Source organism: Flavobacterium sp. UBA5153 (genome assembly GCA_002413745.1).
Taxonomy (GTDB): domain Bacteria; phylum Bacteroidota; class Bacteroidia; order Flavobacteriales; family Flavobacteriaceae; genus Flavobacterium.
The window spans coordinates 1-18,864 of sequence record DHXP01000025.1; the positions used below are offsets into that span (position 1 = coordinate 1).

The window sequence follows — 18,864 nt, forward strand, 5'->3', positions numbered from 1 at the left end:
CTTGTTTTAGTAGGGGACAAATCCATTCCGAATCCAGAATTCAATCAACTCTATAATTCCTTGGAAAAATCGATCCAAAATAAAATTATAATCCTGTATAAAATCGATTTCAAGGAATTATTGCTTTTGTTGCGGGGCGCATCGCTATCTGTTTATCCTTCAATCGCCGAGGGTTTTGGAATTCCGCCACTGGAGGCTGCCGCTGCGGGTATTTCATCCATTTGCTCCAATACAACCGCAATGTCCGATTTCAATTTTTTTCAAAACAGATTATTTAATCCTCTTGATAAAAATGATTTATTCGAAAAAATTTCATTCGCTTTAAACCATCAAAACAATAAAGAAATAATAGAGTCAGTCAGGCTCAAATACAATTGGGAATCATCAGCCTCATTGTTTCTGAAAGCCATTGAAGAAAAGCAGTAGGTTTTTTATTTAAAATGGCTTTAAAACCCTTATTTTTGGGTTATTAAAAAGGAAATAAATTAATGAGAATAGCCATTTTAGGAACTCGAGGTATTCCAAACCATTATGGAGGTTTTGAGCAATTTGCCGAGTTTTTCTCTGTTTACCTTGCGGAAAATGGGCAAGAAGTATTTGTTTATAATTCACATAACCATCCTTATCAAGAAAATTTTTTCAAAGGAGTACATATTATCCATTGTTATGATCCCGAAGGTAAAATAGGAACAGTGGGTCAGTTTATCTATGATTTGAATTGCATTTTAGACTCTCGAAGGAGAAATTTTGATATAATTTTGCAATTGGGCTACACCAGTAATTCTCTTTGGCACTTCCTTTTGCCAAGTAAAGCAATCATCATCACTAATATGGATGGTTTGGAATGGAAAAGGACAAAATATTCAAAACCTGTTCAAAAAGCATTAAAGTTTGCCGAAAAATTGGCGGTAAATAAAAGTGATTATTTAATTTCGGATTCACTGGGAATTCAAAAATATATAAAGGAAAAATACAATAAAGATTCCACCTATATTCCTTACGGAGCAATACCATTTAGTAATCCGGACGAAGAATTACTTGGTCAATATAAGGTTGAAAAATACAATTTCAATATGATTTTGGCCAGATTGGAACCGGAAAACAACATTGAAACGATTCTTGACGGTGTTGTTTTGAGTCAAGATGAAACGATAATTCTGGTTATCGGAAATCATGATACCAAGTTTGGAAATTATCTTAAAAAGAAATTCAACGATAAGAGTAACATTCGGTTTATCGGGGCGTTATTCAACCAAGCAAATCTTGATAATTTGAGATATTATTCCAATCTCTATTTTCACGGTCATTCCGTGGGCGGAACAAATCCGTCGTTGCTGGAAGCCATGGCGTCAAAGGCATTAATTATTGCCCATAACAATGATTTTAATAGAGCCATTCTTAAAGAAAACGCCTATTATTTCTCGAATGCCGTCGAGGTAAAAAAACGAATCCTGGAAATCAAAAAAAATGATAACTTGCAGTTAATTCAAAATAACTTTGATGCTATTCTAAGCGAATACAATTGGGATAAAATAAATGGAACATATTTACAACTATTTCAAAAAAGCATTTCAAAAAAAGGGTGATTCAACAAAAACACCAGCGGTTTTTGTTTATCTTTTATCAGCGATTTTGGTGACAATTCCGTTGAATTTTGCTTTTGGAAGTATATCGTGTATATTGTTTTTAATAGTGTCTTTTTCTACATTGTACAAAATTAAATTTTCTTACAGCAGGGCATTAATGTTGCCCATTTTGTTCTATTGCTTAATGATTTTGTCACTTTTTTGGACAAGAGATACAAAATCAACATTGGCGGGTTTGCAAAAAGAAATAGTGTTTTTGTTTCTGCCCTTGGCTTTTTTGTTTATCCCAAAATTAAGTAAACAAGCCATAGACAGCATCTTTAGGATGTTTAGTTTTAGTATGGTTTTTTATGCGTTATACTATTTTATAAAAGCTTTGTCTAGGTATTTTGTTTCAGGAAACACGGATGTTTTTTTCTATCATGAATTGGTAACAAAGGAATTAAATGCCATTTATGTTTCGGTTCTTGCCTCATATGCCATGTTTTATTTTATTTCATTGTCAAAGAAATCATTAAAAGAAAGGACGGCTCTAATCCTATTAATTTTATTGGTGTTTTTATTATCATCAAAAAACATCATTGTTATAGACTTTTTATTGATTGTCATTTATTACTTATTCTTTTCAGGCAGATCAAAGCAAATTAAGGTTATTACTGTGTTGATGATTGCATTTTCATTGCTTTTATCCGTAGTATTTGTAAATAAAATAAGAGATAGATTTTTGATTGAATATGAAACCGCTTTCAATGGCAATACCACAAATAAAAACGGGAAGGTTTGCAATATAAGTCTGAAGCAAGCTTGGAGTAATGAACAATTTAAGCAAAATGATTTTTTTTCCGGAACGGCATTCAGGTTATATCAAATTAGAATTTTCAAGGAAATGTTACATGAAGAAAACATTTTTTTTACCGGTTTCGGTCTTGAAGCTTCCCAGGATAAAATAAAAGAAAAAGCAAAACAACATAATTTGTATCCAGAATATGGGAAGTTTAATTTCCATAACCAGTACATTCAAACTTTTTCAGAATTGGGCATATTTGGACTATTACTTTTAGTTTTAATGGTATTAATCAATATAAAAAACGCGGTGGTTCATAAAAATTTCCTTCATATTGTTTTTACGGTAACAATGATAACACTATTTTTGACAGAATCCTTTTTTTGCAGGCAACGTGGTGTGATTTTTTTCGTCACAATGTATTGCATATTTAATACAACAGATGTGTCTAAAGTCAAAATCACTTTAAAATAAAAATATGAAAAGAATACTCATTACCGGAGCAGCAGGATTTTTAGGATCACATCTTTGTGATCGATTTATTGCCGAAGGCTACTTTGTAATCGGTATGGATAATCTTATCACAGGCGATTTAAAAAACATTGAGCATTTGTTCAAGCTCGAAAATTTCGAGTTCTATCATCATGACATTACGAAATTTGTTTATGTGCCAGGAAAATTAGATTATATTCTTCATTTTGCGTCACCTGCCAGTCCAATAGATTACTTAAAAATCCCAATACAAACCTTAAAAGTGGGTTCCTTGGGAACACATAATCTCCTCGGTTTGGCAAGAGTAAAAGAAGCCAGAATTCTTATTGCTTCGACATCAGAAGTTTATGGGGATCCGTTGGTTCATCCACAAACCGAAGAATACTATGGAAATGTAAATACGATAGGGCCGAGAGGCGTTTATGATGAAGCCAAACGTTTTCAGGAATCTATCACTATGGCGTATCATACTTTTCATGGTGTAGAGACCAGAATCGTCCGGATTTTTAACACCTATGGTCCAAGAATGCGACTCAATGACGGCCGAGTAATTCCTGCGTTCATTGGGCAGGCGCTTCGTGGCGAAGATTTGACTATTTTTGGCGATGGTATGCAAACGCGTTCTTTTTGTTATGTAGACGATCAGGTGGAAGGTATTTTTAGATTACTCCATTCTGATTATGCGTTTCCTGTTAATATTGGGAATCCAGACGAAATTACCATCAAAGATTTTGCCGATGAAATTATAAAACTCACCGGAACCAATCAAAAAATCGTTTATTATCCGCTCCCTGTTAATGATCCTTTACAACGACAACCCGATATAACAAAAGCCAGAGAATTACTGGGCTGGGAAGCCAAAGTGTCTCGAGCGGAAGGGATGAAAATCACCTATGACTATTTCAAATCATTATCAAAGGAAGAACTTTCAAAAGAAGAGCACAAAGACTTTTCTAAGTACATAATTTAGTGAAAACCAAAACGGGAAGATATTCAGGCTATATTCGCCCTTTTTCATACTTGATAGATCTGATAATTATCAACATACTTGCTATTTATATAATTCCAGTATCGGTCAATGAAATTTTTTATTCTGTTTTTATAAGTTGTACCTGGTTTATTATTGCCGCCAATCTTGGTTTTTATGAAGTGTATCGCTATACCAAGGTAATTTCTATTCTAAATTGCACCCTGAAACAAGGATTATTATTCACTTTATTTTGTCTTGCTTTTGAGTTTTTTTATTCCGAAAATTCCAATTCCGAAAAAGTTGTTTTGTTTGCCGCTATTGCTCTATTTTTAATTCTATTAATTAAACTGTTTATTTATTATTTCCTAAGAAAATACAGAGTGTTATTTGGAGGAAATTTCAGAACCGTTGTGTTGTTAGGAAATAATAAAAGTATCAATCCATTGCGGTGTTTTTTTATGGAAAATCCAGATTATGGATACCAATTAATGAAAGTATTTGACCTGGAAAACCATAAAAAACTCAAAATTAACGAATGCCTTTCCTTTGTTTTAGAGAACAAAATCGATGAAATATACTGTTCGATGTCCGATTTGTCAAATAAACAAATAAGCAACATTATCTATTTTGCCGACAATAATTTGAAAACATTAAAATTTATTCCTGACGAAAAGCAAATTCTTTCACGAAACTTTACTTTCGAATATTATGATTACATACCCGTTATTTCTCTAAGAACCATTTTGCTGGACGAAACGCTAAATAAAGGTATCAAACGTGTTTTCGACTTCCTTTTTTCGGCAGTAATTATTGTAGGGGTATTGTCTTGGCTTACACCAATTTTAGCTATTATTATAAAACGGGAGTCAAAAGGGCCTTTATTTTTTGTGCAAAAAAGAAATGGATTGAATTATAAAGAATTCAATTGTTATAAATTCAGGTCGATGGAGTTAAACGATCAAGCCGATTTACATCAAGTTTCCAAAAACGATATTAGAGTTACTAAAATAGGCAAATTGATGCGAAAAACCAGCATTGATGAGCTGCCACAGTTTTTCAATGTTTTATTGGGCGAAATGTCGGTGGTGGGGCCCAGACCACACATGGTAAGTCACACCAATATATATGCCTTAAGAATAGACAAATTTATGGTGCGTCATTTTGTAAAACCAGGAATCACGGGACTCGCTCAAACAAAAGGATTTCGAGGCGAAGTAGAAAGAGAAGCCGATATCATAAATAGAGTAAAATATGATATCTTCTATATGGAAAATTGGTCTATTTTATTGGACATTAAAATTATCTTCAGCACGATATTTAACATTTTAAAAGGTGATAAAAAAGCGTATTAAAAAACATCCTTTTCAATTAATCCCGTCATTTGAAAATCGAGATTAAAATTGTTTTCAGCATAATCAAAAACTATCTTTTTCATCTGCTGAATTTGTTCTTTTCCTTCTTTTGAGATTTTGATCAAAGTAAAATTCAAATTCTCAAAATTCCCAACTTCGGCAACCCAACCCAAATTGTTTTCTTTCACGATTGTCTCTCCTTCGCCACCGCCAAAATAAAGAATGGGGAATCCCAACGCGCTATATTCGAATATTTTTGAAGGAACTGATCCGTAAATTCTTGTTTTCAAGGGTACAATGGCAATATCAAAAGCTTTTAGTTTTTCGTGTAAAATATTTCGTTCCTTCATTCCGTGAAAGAATATTTTTTTCTGTGGATTTTGTTTGATTAGATCTTCAATCTGGGATTTCTCTGTGCCGTCGCCAAAAATATGCAAATCAATGTTTAAACCTTCTAATTCAATTTTTTGACACAATTCAAAAACACCTTGGGCAACACCCAACAATCCGGCATAAAACAGTTGAATGGGTTCATTTTTTTTGGTTTCAAACTTCATTTCCGCGACTTGATGATCAGGAAAATTGCGATATAAATAGCATTTTTTTTCTGGAAAAACCGAATGAATGTGTGCGATGATTTCTTTGGATTGTCCAAAAACTATCGAGGATTTCTTGTAAATATATCGTTCTAAAAACAACGAAACTTTATGCGAAAAGCTGTTTTTTTTAAGGGCTTTCAATTCAATGGCTGCCAATGGCCACAAATCAGAAACATTCAAGATTATTTTTTTCCGTTTTAGCGAAAGCACAAAAACCGAGATAAACGACAACAATAAAGGAGGTGATTGAACCACGACTTTATGGGGCGTTTTTTGGAACAATAAATAGAAAAAAAGCCCAGTTGAAAACGACAAAACCGAAAGCGTTCTTTTAAGGATGTTTTTGCTGACACTCGGATAAATCCAAAGGCGTTTTACGATGATATTCTGGAGATTTTCTGTTACCGAAAACTTGCCTTTGTATTCCGGAAACAATTCTCCTTTTGGATAATTCGCGAGTGGACAAATTACCGAAACCTTGTAATTATTTTGATGCAATTTCAGAGCCAACTGCTCAATTCTATTGGCGGCAGCCCCTTTTTCTGGAGGATAATAATTGGATATAATAAGGATTTCTTCCATTAGTTTTTGTCCAGTAAAATATCAATAATTCGTTCCGATGCTTTTCCGTCCCAAAGTTCTGGAATTCCGGCAGTTCTTTTTTCCTTTTTTAGAAATTCATCAAAGATTTCCTTTAAATTTTCAACCGAAGTTCCTACCAAAGTGTTCGTTCCAATGGTTTCTGTTTCGGGTCTTTCGGTGTTGTTTCGCATTGTAAAACAAGGAATTCCCAAAACCGTGGTTTCTTCCGAAATCCCCCCAGAATCAGTGATTACGGCAAAACTGTTTTTTATCAAATACATAAAATTCAAATAACCTTGCGGCTCCACAAAAACGATGTTTTTTAACGCCAAATCAGTTTCTCCCAAAATTGCTTTCGTTCTTGGATGAATGGGAAAAATCACTTTTTTGTTTCCCGCCATTTTATCAATGCCTTCGAGTAATTGAATTAGCGATTGTTCTTCATCCACATTTGACGGACGATGCAAAGTTAAAACGATATAATTTCCGGCTTCCAATCCAAATTCTATCCAAAAAACCGGCGCAAAAATTCTGTCCAAATTTTGATATAAAGTATCAATCATCACGTTACCCACGAAATGGATATTGTCTTTTTCGACACCATATTTCAATAAATTTTCCGATGCCGTTTCCGAAGTTGTGAAGAAATAATCCGTGATACTGTCCGTAACGATTCGGTTTATTTCTTCCGGCATCGTCATATCTCCAGAGCGAATTCCGGCTTCTACGTGGGCAACTTTTATGTTTTGTTTTTTGGCCACAATGGCACAAGCCATCGTCGAATTGACATCGCCAACCACCAAAACCAAATCGCAAGGATTTTGCAGCAATTCTTTTTCAAAGGCAATCATAATGGCACCTGTTTGTTCCGCCTGCGAACCGCTTTTCACCTCTAAATTGCTGTTAGGTTTTGGAATATTGAGTTCTTCAAAAAAAGTGTCGCTGAGGTTTTTGTCATAATGCTGACCCGTATGCACCAATCGATAGGAAACATTAAGCCCTTCTTTTTGCTTTTTTTCAATCGCTTTTATGATGGGTGCGATTTTGATGAAATTAGGCCTTGCACCTGCAACTATGGTGATTTTCATTTTTTTATTTCTTTGATTAATGAAACAAACTGCTTCAATTTCCCGCTTTTGCTTCGTTCCAGCTTCTCTTTTCGGATAAATGTAAAAGTCAATCCTTTTTCCAGATACAAACCAATTGCATTTTCAATTTTTTTGATTTGTTCCAATGTCAATTCCATTTCACTAACATATTCAACCTCAAAAGTATTGATTTTAGTTTGTTTGATGACAAATTCTTTTACGTTGCCATCGTCTTCAATGATACTTTTGGTCACGTAATAAAACGTCAATCCGGGCGATTTTTTTCCGCTTGGCAAAAGGGCAACATCGTTGGTTCTGCCAATTAATTTTTTCAGAATTGGTTTTTTGGCAGTGCTTTTCGTATCCAAAATTCCAATATCGCCAATGTCATATCGAATGAACGGATGCGCTTTGTTGAACAAAGAAGTGATCACGATGCGACCTGATTTGCCATAAGGCAATACATTATTATCATCGTCCAAAATTTCCACAAAAAGTGTTTCCGAATTCACCTGCCATTCTCCATCAGGGTTTTCGAAAGCAATCAAATCCAGTTCCGAAGCTCCGTATTCATTGACAACGGGAACGCCAAATTGTTTTTCCAGCAAGATTTTGTCTTCTTCGAAGAGCATTTCCGAAGTTACTATGCAAACCTTTAGAGTTGGGCAAATATCATTTAATATAACGTTTTTCTTTTGTAAAAACTTGGCAAACAAAACAATCGAACTAGTGTATCCATTGATGTAATCGAATTTTTTAGTTTCAAATTTTTTAAGAAATCCCTCTAAAACGTCATCCGATAAATCGAAAATCGAAAATCGAAAACGGCGGAGCAAAAAATCTTTAAAACGTTCCTTCTTGTTGCCCATAAAATCCAATGGAATTCCATAAAATCGAGCTTGAAAAGAGATGTTGAAATCGATTCCGTGCCGGCCGAAACGATACCTATTCGAAGCCCAAGTCAGAGCATGGGTATATTTGTCCTTGGCAAAAATAAAGGGATCTCCGCTAGAACCGGAAGTTTTATTGACGTAAACATTTTTTGAAGAATATCCCTTTGAAAGTCTTCCTTTTAGAGGTTTTTGAAAGTCTTTTTTGGTCATTATGGGCAAATCATTCCAGTTTTGCTTCGCCAATTCGCTATCGCTCGGGTCAAAATTACTTTTGTCAACAAATTTTTTATAATACGGATTGTTTTTTAGATGAAATTCAACAATTTCAAGTTTTTTGTTTTCAAGAAAATCTTCGAATTCTTGTTCAGGAATAGACAGGATTTTTCGCAATTCGGCTTTGGCTTCCTTCATCGGGAAACCATTTAATTGGAGCGACAAATTGAAAAGTTGAAACATTTAAGCTACTTTTTGTCCATCAAATCGTTTGATGGATTCCAATTCCTGTCTTTTATTTTCCGTTCCTTCTTCTATATCAAAATCATCTTGAAGGCCTAGCCAAAATTTTGCTGAATTTCCAAAGTATTGGCTTAGTCGCAGGGCTGTATCGGCCGTTATTCTTCGGTTACCTTTGGTGATTTCCGAAATTCTGGTTTGCGGAATCTTCAGATCTTTTGACAATCGGTAAGAGGTTATTTCTAAAGGAATAAGAAATTCTTCTAATAAAATTTCACCAGGATGTATATTTTTTAGTTTTTCCATTTTAAAGTTTTTAATGATAGTTTATAATCTCAACATTGCTAGTATTTCCATTTTCCCAAATAAAAATAATTCGCCATTGATTGTTAATTCGAATACTATAATAAACTTTCAAATTACCACTTAATTTTTCTAAATGGTTCGATGGAGGAATTCTTAAATCTATCAAATCTTGAGAATTGTTAAGCATTCTAAGCTTTCTTCTACCAATTTGCTGTATTTCTATTGATGGTTTTTTTACAATAATTCCATTCCATATTTTTTCAGTTTCTTTAGATCCGAATGAAATTATCATATCTTTTGCGTTACTAACGTCAAAAGTAAGTAAAAAAAATTATTATTTCAACTTAAAACGAACTATTTTTGCACCACAACTAAACAAAACTACACCATGACAATTTTACTACTGGGTTCAGGCGGAAGAGAACATGCATTTGCATGGAAAATGATTCAAAGTCCACTTTGCGACAAACTTTTTGTAGCGCCAGGAAACGCAGGCACAGCTTTAATAGCAAACAATGTTAATATCAGTCCAACTGATTTTGACGCCATAAAAGCATTTGTCATTCAGGAAAAAGTAACAATGGTTGTTGTGGGTCCGGAAGATCCGCTGGTAAAAGGGATTTATGACTTTTTTCTAAACGATGAGGATTTAAAGCATATTCCTGTCATTGGACCATCAAAAATTGGGGCACAACTCGAAGGAAGTAAAGAATTTGCCAAAGAATTCCTTATTAAACATAATATACCAACGGCTGCTTACGATAGTTTTACAGCCGAAACAGTCGAAAAAGGGTGTAAATTTTTGGAAACATTGCAACCGCCCTATGTTTTGAAAGCTGATGGTTTGGCCGCAGGGAAAGGGGTTTTAATTATTCACGATTTGGCGGAAGCCAAGGACGAATTGCGAAATATGTTGGTTCATCAAAAATTTGGCTCCGCCAGTTCAAAAGTGGTTATCGAAGAATTTCTTGACGGAATAGAATTGAGTTGTTTCGTTCTTACCGATGGGAAAAATTATAAAATTCTACCAACTGCCAAAGATTACAAACGTATTGGCGAAGGAGACACGGGATTAAATACAGGCGGAATGGGAGCCGTTTCTCCAGTTCCTTATGTTGACGCAGTTTTGATGGAAAAAATCGAAACACGCATCGTAAAACCTACGATTGAAGGTTTTCAGAAAGACGGAATTCCATATAAAGGTTTTGTTTTTATTGGTTTGATCAACGTAAATAACGAGCCAATCGTGATTGAATATAACGTGAGAATGGGCGATCCGGAGACTGAAGTGGTTATTCCGAGGTTGAAATCGGATTTAGTCGAATTGTTTTTGGCTGTAGCCAATGAAAAACTAGATGAAGTTTCCCTAGAAATTGACGAAAGAAGTGCCACAACGATTATGGTCGTTTCAGGCGGTTATCCTGAAGATTACGAAAAAGGGAAAGTTATTTCAGGATTAGAAAATATTACCGATTCCATAGTTTTTCATGCCGGAACAAAATTGGACAACGGAAATGTAGTTACTAATGGAGGAAGAGTTTTAACAGTAACTTCTTACGGGAATGATTTTCAAGAGGCCATAAAAAAATCTTACCAAAACATAGACAAGCTAAATTTTGATAAGATGTATTTTAGAAAAGATATCGGCAATGATCTATAATTTTAGTTCCACTATTCCTCCTTTGGGGTTAGGGGGCTACTTTAAGAAAGAATGAGCCGTTGTATCTTGGTTTTCTTCTCCTTTTTCTTCGTACAATTTTAATTGTTTGATCCAATAAACAATTGCAACGGCACAAATAGCCATAAAAATCCAGTTGAGTGTATTGGCAGCAAACCAGCTTTTGAGCTCAAGGGCTCTAAGATAATCGTGGAGAGCGAAAAAAATGTTTTCAAATAACCATTGAATTCCTTCAAAAAATGCTTTCATCTCATTAATTTTATTTGTTAATTGTATTCGATGTAACTCGCCATTGTATCTATTTTTAATGAAAAAACTTTACTTGGCTCGTTTCATCTTTGTACAAGTATTATATTTACAGTCACAAAAGTATAAAATATCCTTATGATAACAAGTGTTTTTAAAAAATCTACACCATTAAATTTATTTTTGGTCGTATTTTTAATGCTGGTTTTCTTTTTAACGTATCAATTTCAAGATTTGACTTGGACTAATTCCGGCTTTTTAATTTTTAAAAAAATGGGATTGTTTGCCATTTTGTTGGGTTCCGTTTTCATTACAAATTTCATTGCAAAGAAAAACGGATTGAGCAAGGACAGCAGTTACGTGATTTTATTCTATTTTTTATTGTTGCTTTTTTTTCCTTCGGTACTGGACAACACCAGCCTAATAGCATCCAATTTTTTTATTCTGTTGGCTCTTCGTAGATTAATCTCGTTACAATCCTTAAAAGCGTCCAAAGAGAAGATATTTGATGCCTCGTTATGGATTTTTGTGGCCACAATGTTCCATTTTTGGAGTATTCTTTATATCCTATTGGTTTTTATCTCCATAATTTTTCATGTTTCCAGAGATTATAGAAACTGGATATTGCCTTTTATTGCGTTTTTTGCCGTTGGAATTGTTTTTATGGTTTTTTCGATAATTTTTAAAATAGACGGGATTGAATATATAAATACAAATGCAACTACTAATTTTAACATAGATTATTTTACTAATAATTATCAAAATGGGGCTTTGTCAATATATGCAACTATTGTCTTGTTTTTTGTTGTTTCAATGTTTGCCTCATTATCAAATAGACCGCAGGTTTTGCACTCATCGTTCAAAAAAATCATAGGCTCCTTTTTTATTGGAGTTGTGATTTTTTTAATTTCCTCTAACAAAAGCAATGATTTATTGGTGTTTACCATTGCGCCATTGGCAATTATGGCAACGAGTCACATTGAAATTAAGCAGCTAAAATTGAAGCAGGAGATGGTTTTATTTGTGCTTATTTTGTGCAGTTTGTTTGCCTTTTTCTCTCAACTATAATTTATCTCCGAAAGCCAAATCGCCTGCATCTCCCAGTCCTGGTACAATATATTTTTCCTCGTTTAATTTTTCGTCTAAAGCGGCTATCCAAAGATGACAATTACTCGGCAAATGTTCTTCTAAATAAGCAATTCCTTCCGGCGCAGCGACAACAACGGCAATGTGAATTTCTTTCGGAGTTCCTCTCTCCATTAATCTATTAAAAACCGCGACGATTGATTGTCCAGTGGCAAGCATGGGGTCAATCAGCAATATGACCTTGTTTTCGATATCGGCAACGGCTTGGTATTCTACTTTGATTTCAAAATAGTTATCATTATTGGGATGGTATCTGTAAGCAGAAATAAAACCGTTGTCGGCATTGTCAAAATAATTCAAAAATCCCAAATGCAGGGGCAAACCAGCTCGCAAAATAGAACATAAAACCAACTGGTCTTTTATCTCGGTAGTTTTTTTAATTCCAAGTGGCGTTTGAATTTCGATGGTTGCATAATGTAACTTTTTGCTCAATTCATAAGCCATTACTTCGCCAATACGTTCTATATTCCTGCGAAAACGCATCCTGTCACTATGAACATTCACGTTTCGTACTTGCCCCAAAAAATGATTGAGAACACTATTGTTTTCGGATAAATGGTGAATTTGCATGGTTTTAATTTTTTCGAAATTTCTAAAAATCAGTTTTTTAAATCGGAATATTTTTCGGGTAATCTAAGTTTTTATTTGGTTCAGTTGGGAGTCATACGATACACAAAGCCTTCTTTCTTTGGGACTCTTAAATTTCTTAAACCCACTAGAAACAGAAAATAGTGCACTAAAACAATTTTTATCAATTGTTTAGAAGCTTCTTTTTCTAACGAATTTTACTCAACCATTTTTATTGGCTTTTCAAAATATTCGTGCTGTGCTTTGCATTTTCCTTTCTCTTCTTACAAAAATACAGTTTTATGTTTATAATTGTGTCCGATTGTTTGGGAATTTAAGCAGGAACTCAGGATTGCTAGAAACCTATTTAATCCACAAAAAAATCCCGTAGAGGCGAAATACTGCATCTCTACGGGACTTTTTTGTGGATTAAACTTTTCGATTGCTGCCAATATTAAAACCCAGAGGATTTTTTTGAAGTAAATTATTAGCGGAATCCAGTTGCAATCGTTAATTAAAAATTCTATATCATTAGTTTAATTTGTATGTAAGTCCCACCATAATCATTTTAGTAGTCATATCATAGGAAATATTACTTCCAGGAACTGCTCCAAGAGGGTTTGATGGGCTAACCATCATAGGATTGTTCATTGGGCCGCTTGTTGCACCATCGCTTGTTCCATAATGAAAAACGGCATTTATGGTTGCTTTTTTACTGAACTCATAACCACAACCCAATTGGTATGCATTTTTAATAATGGCTGTTGCTGGAGTGGAGAAAAACGCCAACTCTGGTTTAATTGGATTGCTACTGAAAGTATAGCCAGCCCTTAAAGGAAGTTTACTAATTCCTTTATATTGAACTCCAAAAGAAACAACTTGTATGTCATCCCAACCAAATCCGCTAACCGAATTGGTCGGAGTCCAACCTGATTTGTCGAATCCTTTTGTGTTTTTATAATCAACATAACGGAAATCTAGAGCAAGATCAAATTGTGAAGTTGAATATCCTGTTCCGATTGAATAAATAGCCGGGAAATTCATATTGAATGAATTGTCTCCTTTTGAACCATCAAGGTAGGTATTCTTGAATTTAAAATCAGAGAAGAATTGAGGAGATTTATAGTTGGCTCCTAATTTGAAGCCAGCCCCATTTTGGTAAAAAATCCCTAATTGACCACCATAGCCCAAAGTGTAAGCCTTATTTGTACTAGGATAGCCCGCCATCGTTGGTGAAGCTGTTGGATTAGGAGCCAATTGTAAACCAGCTAAATTAATGGTTGGGGTAAATCCAACAGAAAATTTATCAGAAATTTTATAGGCATAACTGAATCCAACTTGAAACAACATATAATCAGACTTTATTTGGCCAAATCCACCATAACTTTGCGGCATATTGATGGGATTGCTCATGTTTTCGGGAAAATTAACCCCAAATCCGCTGATTCCAAAAGCCGATATTCCATAGGTATGTTTACTTTTTTCTTTTCCCCATACATAAGCAACGGACGGCATTATGGAAACTCCTTTGTCGTTTTTCGTCACTCCGCTAAAGGGACCCGATGGAGTTGGTACTGTTGAGGACAGTTCAGGGGCTGAAAAAAACAAACCAGCATTAACAGTCAAAATCTTGCCGTCAAAAACGGAAAGAGCGGCAGGATTCCAATATAAGGCACTATTGATATCCAGTGGCTGTGCAGTTGCTGCACCTCCCATTGACATATTAACGGCACCAATGCCTTGCATAAGATGCCCGACTTGGGCAAATAAAGAGGCAGAAATTAAAATAACAAAAAGGGTCAAAAACTTTTTCATGTGATTAGATATTTAATTAAATAATTTTTTTTCGAACAAATAGGGAAGATTTTTGAAGCCAAAAAACTCAAAATGGTTGTGTTTTTTGATACGACAAAATTAAACCAATGGGTTGGCCACATTAATGATAAATATCATATTATAATATTTTTTTGAAAAAACAATAATAATTCCCAGTTACACAAGGGAACAGCAAAGGGATTCGTAAAGATGTTTCTTTTTTAAAAATATCGAGCGTTTGTATTGGTTTATGAGAACACTTCTGTTTTCATAAACCAGCATAAATCAAAAATGGCGAATTAGGTTGATTTAGAAACAAAACTTCCAATTTTTTTTCGAGCTATAAAATGTATCTTTGTCTTTTAAAATATAAAGACATGTTTTCAAAACTAGCTTATTCTGTATTTGAACAAAGTATTCAAGATTATCATCAATTTGATAATGTAGACCAACCTATTAACAATCCTTTTCCAAAAGAGAAAATAGAACATTTATTGTACCTAAAAAACTGGATTGATACCGTACAATGGCACTTTGAAGATATTATTCGTGATCCAAATATTGATCCGGTAGCCGCTTTGGCCTTGAAAAGAAGAATTGATGCTTCCAATCAGGAGCGCACAGATATGGTGGAATATATCGACGGTTATTTTCTTCAAAAATACAGCCACGTTTCCGTAAAAGACAACGCTAAAATAAATTCTGAAAGTCCAGCCTGGGCATTAGACAGATTGTCCATTTTGGCTTTAAAGATTTACCATATGAACGAGGAAGCCACTCGTGTCGATGCTTCGCAAGACCATAGAGACAAGTGCCAGGCAAAATTGAATATTCTTTTGGAACAAAGATCAGATTTATCAACAGCCATAGATGATTTACTGGAGGACATCGAAAATGGAGATAAATTCATGAAAGTGTACAAACAAATGAAGATGTACAATGATGACGATTTGAATCCGGTTTTGTATCAAAACAAGAAATAATTTCCGAGAATATCATTGTCAAAACCAATCCAACATATAGCCGTCATGAGACTTTCCGCAATGGGAGACGTCGCTATGACGGTTCCTGTTTTACGCGCTTTTGCAGGCCAAAATCCAGAAGTCAAAATCACCGTAATTTCCCGGCCTTTTTTCAAACCTTTTTTTGAAGGAATTCCGAATGTTTCTTTCTTTGTTTTTGATGAAAAGAAGCGGCACAAAGGATTTCTTGGATTATTGCGATTGTTCCAAGATTTGAAAGAGCTAAATATTGATGCTTTTGCCGATTTGCACAACGTTTTACGTTCTAAAGTTGTCAGAACTCTTTTTGCTTTGAGCGGAAAAAAAACAGCATTTGTTGATAAAGGAAGAGCCGAAAAAGCGGCATTGACCCGTTCCGAAAATAAAATTTTCAAACCATTGCCCACGATGTTTGAAAGACACGGAAAGGTGTTTGAACAACTTGGTTTTTCAATTGATTTGTCAAATCCAACGTTCCCCCAAAAAGCAATTTTAGACACTGAAATCATCAGTTTGACGGGAGAAATCCCGATAGCAATCGGGACAAAATGGATTGGAATCGCGCCTTTCGCACAATACGATTCCAAAGTGTATCCGCTGGATTTAATGCAGGAAGTCATTGATAAATTGGCCAAAAACAAAGAGTATAAAATTCTCCTTTTTGGTGGTGGAAAAAAGGAAATAGAGTTGTTGGATTCGCTTTCAAAAGACAAAGAAAACGTCGTCAATATTGCAGGAAAAATAAATTTCAAGCAGGAATTAAAGCTCATCAGCAACCTCGATGTGATGCTTTCGATGGATTCCGGAAACGCCCATATTGCTGCGATGCTTGGCGTAAAAGTGATTACGCTTTGGGGTGCCACACATCCGTTTGCCGGATTTCTGCCGTTTAATCAGCCCTTTGAAAACGCCTTGATTGCGAATAGAAATTTGTTCCCGAAATTACCCACTTCGGTTTACGGGAATAAAAAAGTTGCAGGTTATGAAAGTGCTATGCGGACGATTGCCGTGGAGAAAATAGTTTCTAAAATCCAGGAGCAGTTAGCCTAAAACCCAAAACCCGCGTGGCAGCTGGAATACGGTTTAATTAGTTATTTTTTTCGCTTTCTGAAGGTTTTCGCTTTTGTCTACCGAAGAATTTATGAAAGTTTTAGAATCTTAAATGACGATTGAAACCATTTTATTAATTATTTTTGGTTTAAAATGATAATTTAAGCGCTGTTATTATATCAGTTTCCATTTTTTTTTATCTTTAACACAGAATTCAATGAATATAAAAGTTGAGACTATAAATTTTAATTTATCCACATTTAAATACTAAATAGTATGGTAGTACAGTATCATGGTAAACAAAACGGAATTCCGACAACATTTACCATAAGAATCATCGGAAATAATCTGTCGAAAAGTAGTTCTAATTACCAAGTTGATTTATTAGTAGGCGACAAGCAATTGCCGATTTTTACCACATCAATTCACCAGAGTTTGTCTAATTGTTTAAAAGAAATTTACTTGTTCAGAAAACACAACAATATGAAGTTTGATGCCTCTTCAGAAAAAGTGGCGCCTAAATTAGTTCCTTACGATTTGGCTTTATACAATTACCACAAGAACACCTTGTTTATGGCATAACCCATTTTCTTCAAAACATAAAAAAAGACTGTTCATTGAGCAGTCTTTTTGATTTTAACGTATCGTATTTAGAAAGCTTTAGTGAGTACTTTCTCGTATGCTTTTCTTGGACTTCCCCTGAAATAAACCTCGCCACAGAAAGTGTAGCCCGATTTTTCAAAAATTTTCAACATTGCAATATTGTCATAATTGGTGTCTGCTCTTATACTGAATATGTTGTTGTTAAGTGCAAAATCTTCTATATAGCTGACGATTATTTTAGCTAAACCTTTTCCTAAATACTTTTCTGAAATAGCTATTCGGTGAAATACAACAAAATCACCATCCGTTAGCCACTTTCCTTCAATTTTCGCATATTCAGGTTCGTCATTGACCAATACCGCGCAATAACCGATGATAATTTTTCCTTCGGTCAAAACATATCCCATGCCTTTTTCAATGTCTTTTTGCACGACTTCTGGATTTGGATAGCCGTCTTGCCATTGATTACTGCCGTCTTCTTTTCTTCGTAGTATGGCTTGTTGTAAAAGGACCCATATTTGAGAGACTTCGGAAATTTCAGCTTTTCTAAAGTGGTAATTCATCCTATTTTAGGTTTTCGTTTATCATTTGGACTTTTTTAAACATCGTCATAATCCACAAAAATTGCTGCGGAGGTTGGATGTGCCTGGCAGGTGAGAACCAAACCTTCGGCGATTTCGCTATCGGTTAAAATGGAGTTTTTCTTCATCACCGCTGTTCCGGATTTAATGCGAGCCAAACAACTGCTGCAAATTCCGCCTTGGCAAGAATAGGGTGCATCGACTCCTTGTTTCAGCGCTGCTTCGAGCAAAGTTTGTTTTTGCGACATTTCGAAAGTCGTTTCCTCGTCATCAACGAGAATGGTGATTTTTGTGTGACCTTCCAACGATTTTTCGATTTTATTCTCGGCAGAAGAGCTTGAGAACAATTCGAACTTGATATTTTTTTCCGAAATGTTGTGTGCTGCCAAAACAGCCGAAACCGTGTTGATCATTTCTTCAGGACCGCACAAGTAGAATTTGTCGAATTCTATTTCCTTGTGTTTGTTATTCAACACAAAATTCACCACGGATTTATCTATTCGACCGAACAATTCGCCTTCGGCTTTGGCCTGACTGAATACAAAATGGACAAAAAGGCGTCCGGTATATTTGGATTGTAAATCGTGTAATTCCTGATGAAAAATGGTTTCCTCGGGCGATTTGTTTCCGTAAACCAAAGCGAAAGAACTTCGGGGTTCGCTTTTCAAAACCGATTTCAGAATTGAAATTACCGGCGTGATTCCGCTTCCGGCAACAAAAGCAGCATAGTTTTTTTGGCGATCAGCTTGTGGTTCAAGAGTGAATTTTCCTTCCGGTTTTCCAACCTCAAGGATATCGCCCACTTTTAGTTTCGTGTTGGCAAATTGGGAGAAATTCCCGTCTTTCACCGCTTTTATCGCGATTCGCAATTCGCCACTTTCAGGAGAGGAACAAATAGAATAAGCACGACGAATTTCCTGTCCGTCAAGTGTCAATCTTAAATTAACGTATTGACCGGCAATGAAAGTATAATTGGGTTTTAACTCCTCGGGAACATTAAAAAGGATGGAAACCGCTGCTGCCGTTTCGCGCTTAATTTCTTTTATGATCAATTTCTTGAATGATGGCATAG

Annotated in this window: 20 protein-coding genes; 10 read left to right on the top strand and 10 right to left on the bottom strand. The window is 35.1% G+C overall.

All coding sequences use genetic code 11. The annotated features are described in order from the left end of the window. From B2145_RS05170 to B2145_RS05190, 5 genes are all read left to right on the top strand, one after another. A partial coding sequence (locus B2145_RS05170) for a glycosyltransferase (protein ID WP_291099185.1) occupies positions 1-426 on the top strand: 426 nt, incomplete at its 5' end. 62 nt (positions 427-488) lie between these two features. Next, positions 489-1,586, top strand: a complete 1,098-nt coding sequence (locus tag B2145_RS05175) for a DUF1972 domain-containing protein (RefSeq protein ID WP_291099188.1) — start codon at positions 489-491, stop codon at positions 1,584-1,586. After that, positions 1,537-2,844: an O-antigen ligase family protein gene (locus B2145_RS05180; RefSeq protein WP_291099191.1), complete on the top strand. Its 1,308-nt coding sequence runs from the start codon at positions 1,537-1,539 to the stop codon at positions 2,842-2,844. Before B2145_RS05175 ends, B2145_RS05180 begins: the two co-directional genes overlap by 50 nt. Positions 2,845-2,848: 4 nt before the next feature. Beyond that, positions 2,849-3,832 (top strand): UDP-glucuronic acid decarboxylase family protein, encoded by a 984-nt coding sequence (locus B2145_RS05185; RefSeq protein ID WP_291099194.1) that lies wholly within the window; start codon positions 2,849-2,851, stop codon positions 3,830-3,832. Beyond that, positions 3,832-5,184, top strand: coding sequence for an exopolysaccharide biosynthesis polyprenyl glycosylphosphotransferase (locus tag B2145_RS05190; protein WP_291099196.1), 1,353 nt, complete (start codon positions 3,832-3,834; stop codon positions 5,182-5,184). The genes B2145_RS05185 and B2145_RS05190 overlap by 1 nt, the downstream gene beginning before the upstream one ends. On the opposite strand, the gene B2145_RS05195 is transcribed toward B2145_RS05190, so the two are convergent. The 5 genes from B2145_RS05195 to B2145_RS05215 are packed head-to-tail and all read right to left on the bottom strand — an operon-like array spanning position 5,181 to position 9,397. Continuing rightward, on the bottom strand, positions 5,181-6,365 hold the full coding sequence (locus B2145_RS05195) for a glycosyltransferase family 4 protein (RefSeq protein ID WP_291099199.1): 1,185 nt from the start codon (positions 6,363-6,365) through the stop codon (positions 5,181-5,183). The genes B2145_RS05190 and B2145_RS05195 overlap by 4 nt on opposite strands. Then, positions 6,365-7,453, bottom strand: a complete 1,089-nt coding sequence (gene wecB, locus B2145_RS05200) for a non-hydrolyzing UDP-N-acetylglucosamine 2-epimerase (protein WP_291099201.1) — start codon at positions 7,451-7,453, stop codon at positions 6,365-6,367. The genes B2145_RS05195 and wecB overlap by 1 nt, the downstream gene beginning before the upstream one ends. Further along, positions 7,450-8,802 carry a phenylacetate--CoA ligase family protein gene (locus tag B2145_RS05205; protein ID WP_291099204.1) on the bottom strand — a complete coding sequence of 451 codons (1,353 nt, stop codon included), beginning with the start codon at positions 8,800-8,802 and terminating at the stop codon, positions 7,450-7,452. Before B2145_RS05205 ends, wecB begins: the two co-directional genes overlap by 4 nt. Beyond that, complete coding sequence (locus B2145_RS05210) at positions 8,803-9,105, bottom strand: HigA family addiction module antitoxin (RefSeq protein WP_291099207.1); 303 nt, start codon at positions 9,103-9,105, stop codon at positions 8,803-8,805. Between the two features lie 10 nt (positions 9,106-9,115). Next, positions 9,116-9,397 (bottom strand): type II toxin-antitoxin system RelE/ParE family toxin, encoded by a 282-nt coding sequence (locus B2145_RS05215; protein WP_291099209.1) that lies wholly within the window; start codon positions 9,395-9,397, stop codon positions 9,116-9,118. 96 nt (positions 9,398-9,493) lie between these two features. Here B2145_RS05215 and purD point away from each other — a divergent pair, with 96 nt between their 5' ends. Beyond that, positions 9,494-10,765 carry a phosphoribosylamine--glycine ligase gene (gene purD, locus B2145_RS05220; protein WP_291099212.1) on the top strand — a complete coding sequence of 424 codons (1,272 nt, stop codon included), beginning with the start codon at positions 9,494-9,496 and terminating at the stop codon, positions 10,763-10,765. A 36-nt stretch (positions 10,766-10,801) separates the two neighbouring features. On the opposite strand, the gene B2145_RS05225 is transcribed toward purD, so the two are convergent. After that, a complete protein-coding gene (locus tag B2145_RS05225) occupies positions 10,802-11,032 on the bottom strand; it encodes a DUF6341 family protein (RefSeq protein WP_291099215.1) in 231 nt (76 codons plus the stop codon). 135 nt (positions 11,033-11,167) lie between these two features. Here B2145_RS05225 and B2145_RS05230 point away from each other — a divergent pair, with 135 nt between their 5' ends. Next, positions 11,168-12,097: a DUF6427 family protein gene (locus tag B2145_RS05230; protein ID WP_291099217.1), complete on the top strand. Its 930-nt coding sequence runs from the start codon at positions 11,168-11,170 to the stop codon at positions 12,095-12,097. On the opposite strand, the gene upp is transcribed toward B2145_RS05230, so the two are convergent. Continuing rightward, a complete protein-coding gene (gene upp, locus B2145_RS05235; RefSeq protein ID WP_291099219.1) occupies positions 12,092-12,745 on the bottom strand; it encodes a uracil phosphoribosyltransferase in 654 nt (217 codons plus the stop codon). The two genes, B2145_RS05230 and upp, sit on opposite strands and share 6 nt — an antisense overlap. 528 nt (positions 12,746-13,273) lie before the next feature. Further along, complete coding sequence (locus B2145_RS05240; RefSeq protein WP_291099222.1) at positions 13,274-14,557, bottom strand: OmpP1/FadL family transporter; 1,284 nt, start codon at positions 14,555-14,557, stop codon at positions 13,274-13,276. Between the two features lie 377 nt (positions 14,558-14,934). On the opposite strand from B2145_RS05240, the gene B2145_RS05245 reads away from it, so the two are divergent. The 3 genes from B2145_RS05245 to B2145_RS05255 all read left to right on the top strand — a co-directional run bounded on the left by B2145_RS05245 (position 14,935) and on the right by B2145_RS05255 (position 17,190). Beyond that, the gene (locus tag B2145_RS05245; protein ID WP_291099225.1) at positions 14,935-15,540 is read left to right on the top strand and encodes a DUF4254 domain-containing protein; all 606 of its coding nucleotides are present in this window, start codon (positions 14,935-14,937) and stop codon (positions 15,538-15,540) included. Positions 15,541-15,585: 45 nt separating this feature from the next. Further along, positions 15,586-16,608: a glycosyltransferase family 9 protein gene (locus tag B2145_RS05250; protein WP_291099228.1), complete on the top strand. Its 1,023-nt coding sequence runs from the start codon at positions 15,586-15,588 to the stop codon at positions 16,606-16,608. 276 nt (positions 16,609-16,884) lie between these two features. Then, positions 16,885-17,190, top strand: coding sequence for a hypothetical protein (locus B2145_RS05255; RefSeq protein ID WP_291099230.1), 306 nt, complete (start codon positions 16,885-16,887; stop codon positions 17,188-17,190). Between the two features lie 68 nt (positions 17,191-17,258). Here B2145_RS05255 and B2145_RS05260 read toward each other — a convergent pair whose 3' ends face one another. Both B2145_RS05260 and B2145_RS05265 read right to left on the bottom strand, forming a co-directional pair. Then, a complete protein-coding gene (locus tag B2145_RS05260; protein ID WP_291099233.1) occupies positions 17,259-17,774 on the bottom strand; it encodes a GNAT family N-acetyltransferase in 516 nt (171 codons plus the stop codon). Between the two features lie 35 nt (positions 17,775-17,809). Continuing rightward, on the bottom strand, positions 17,810-18,862 hold the full coding sequence (locus B2145_RS05265) for a ferredoxin--NADP reductase (RefSeq protein WP_291099235.1): 1,053 nt from the start codon (positions 18,860-18,862) through the stop codon (positions 17,810-17,812). Between the last annotated feature and the right edge of the window lie 2 nt (positions 18,863-18,864).

Excerpts from the sequence above, each read along its gene's own strand:
- B2145_RS05260 (WP_291099233.1), bottom strand. The coding sequence starts at position 17,774 with ATGAATTACCACTTTAGAAAAGCTGAAATTTCCGAAGTCTCTCAAATA.
- B2145_RS05250 (WP_291099228.1), top strand. The coding sequence starts at position 15,586 with ATGAGACTTTCCGCAATGGGAGACGTCGCTATGACGGTTCCTGTTTTA.
- B2145_RS05180 (WP_291099191.1), top strand. The coding sequence starts at position 1,537 with ATGGAACATATTTACAACTATTTCAAAAAAGCATTTCAAAAAAAGGGT.
- wecB (WP_291099201.1), bottom strand. The coding sequence starts at position 7,453 with ATGAAAATCACCATAGTTGCAGGTGCAAGGCCTAATTTCATCAAAATC.
- B2145_RS05245 (WP_291099225.1), top strand. The coding sequence starts at position 14,935 with ATGTTTTCAAAACTAGCTTATTCTGTATTTGAACAAAGTATTCAAGAT.
- purD (WP_291099212.1), top strand. The coding sequence starts at position 9,494 with ATGACAATTTTACTACTGGGTTCAGGCGGAAGAGAACATGCATTTGCA.
- B2145_RS05265 (WP_291099235.1), bottom strand. The coding sequence starts at position 18,862 with ATGCCATCATTCAAGAAATTGATCATAAAAGAAATTAAGCGCGAAACG.
- B2145_RS05175 (WP_291099188.1), top strand. The coding sequence starts at position 489 with ATGAGAATAGCCATTTTAGGAACTCGAGGTATTCCAAACCATTATGGA.
- B2145_RS05230 (WP_291099217.1), top strand. The coding sequence starts at position 11,168 with ATGATAACAAGTGTTTTTAAAAAATCTACACCATTAAATTTATTTTTG.
- B2145_RS05185 (WP_291099194.1), top strand. The coding sequence starts at position 2,849 with ATGAAAAGAATACTCATTACCGGAGCAGCAGGATTTTTAGGATCACAT.
- B2145_RS05225 (WP_291099215.1), bottom strand. The coding sequence starts at position 11,032 with ATGAAAGCATTTTTTGAAGGAATTCAATGGTTATTTGAAAACATTTTT.
- B2145_RS05240 (WP_291099222.1), bottom strand. The coding sequence starts at position 14,557 with ATGAAAAAGTTTTTGACCCTTTTTGTTATTTTAATTTCTGCCTCTTTA.
- B2145_RS05215 (WP_291099209.1), bottom strand. The coding sequence starts at position 9,397 with ATGATAATTTCATTCGGATCTAAAGAAACTGAAAAAATATGGAATGGA.
- B2145_RS05210 (WP_291099207.1), bottom strand. The coding sequence starts at position 9,105 with ATGGAAAAACTAAAAAATATACATCCTGGTGAAATTTTATTAGAAGAA.
- B2145_RS05195 (WP_291099199.1), bottom strand. The coding sequence starts at position 6,365 with ATGGAAGAAATCCTTATTATATCCAATTATTATCCTCCAGAAAAAGGG.
- B2145_RS05205 (WP_291099204.1), bottom strand. The coding sequence starts at position 8,802 with ATGTTTCAACTTTTCAATTTGTCGCTCCAATTAAATGGTTTCCCGATG.
- upp (WP_291099219.1), bottom strand. The coding sequence starts at position 12,745 with ATGCAAATTCACCATTTATCCGAAAACAATAGTGTTCTCAATCATTTT.
- B2145_RS05255 (WP_291099230.1), top strand. The coding sequence starts at position 16,885 with ATGGTAGTACAGTATCATGGTAAACAAAACGGAATTCCGACAACATTT.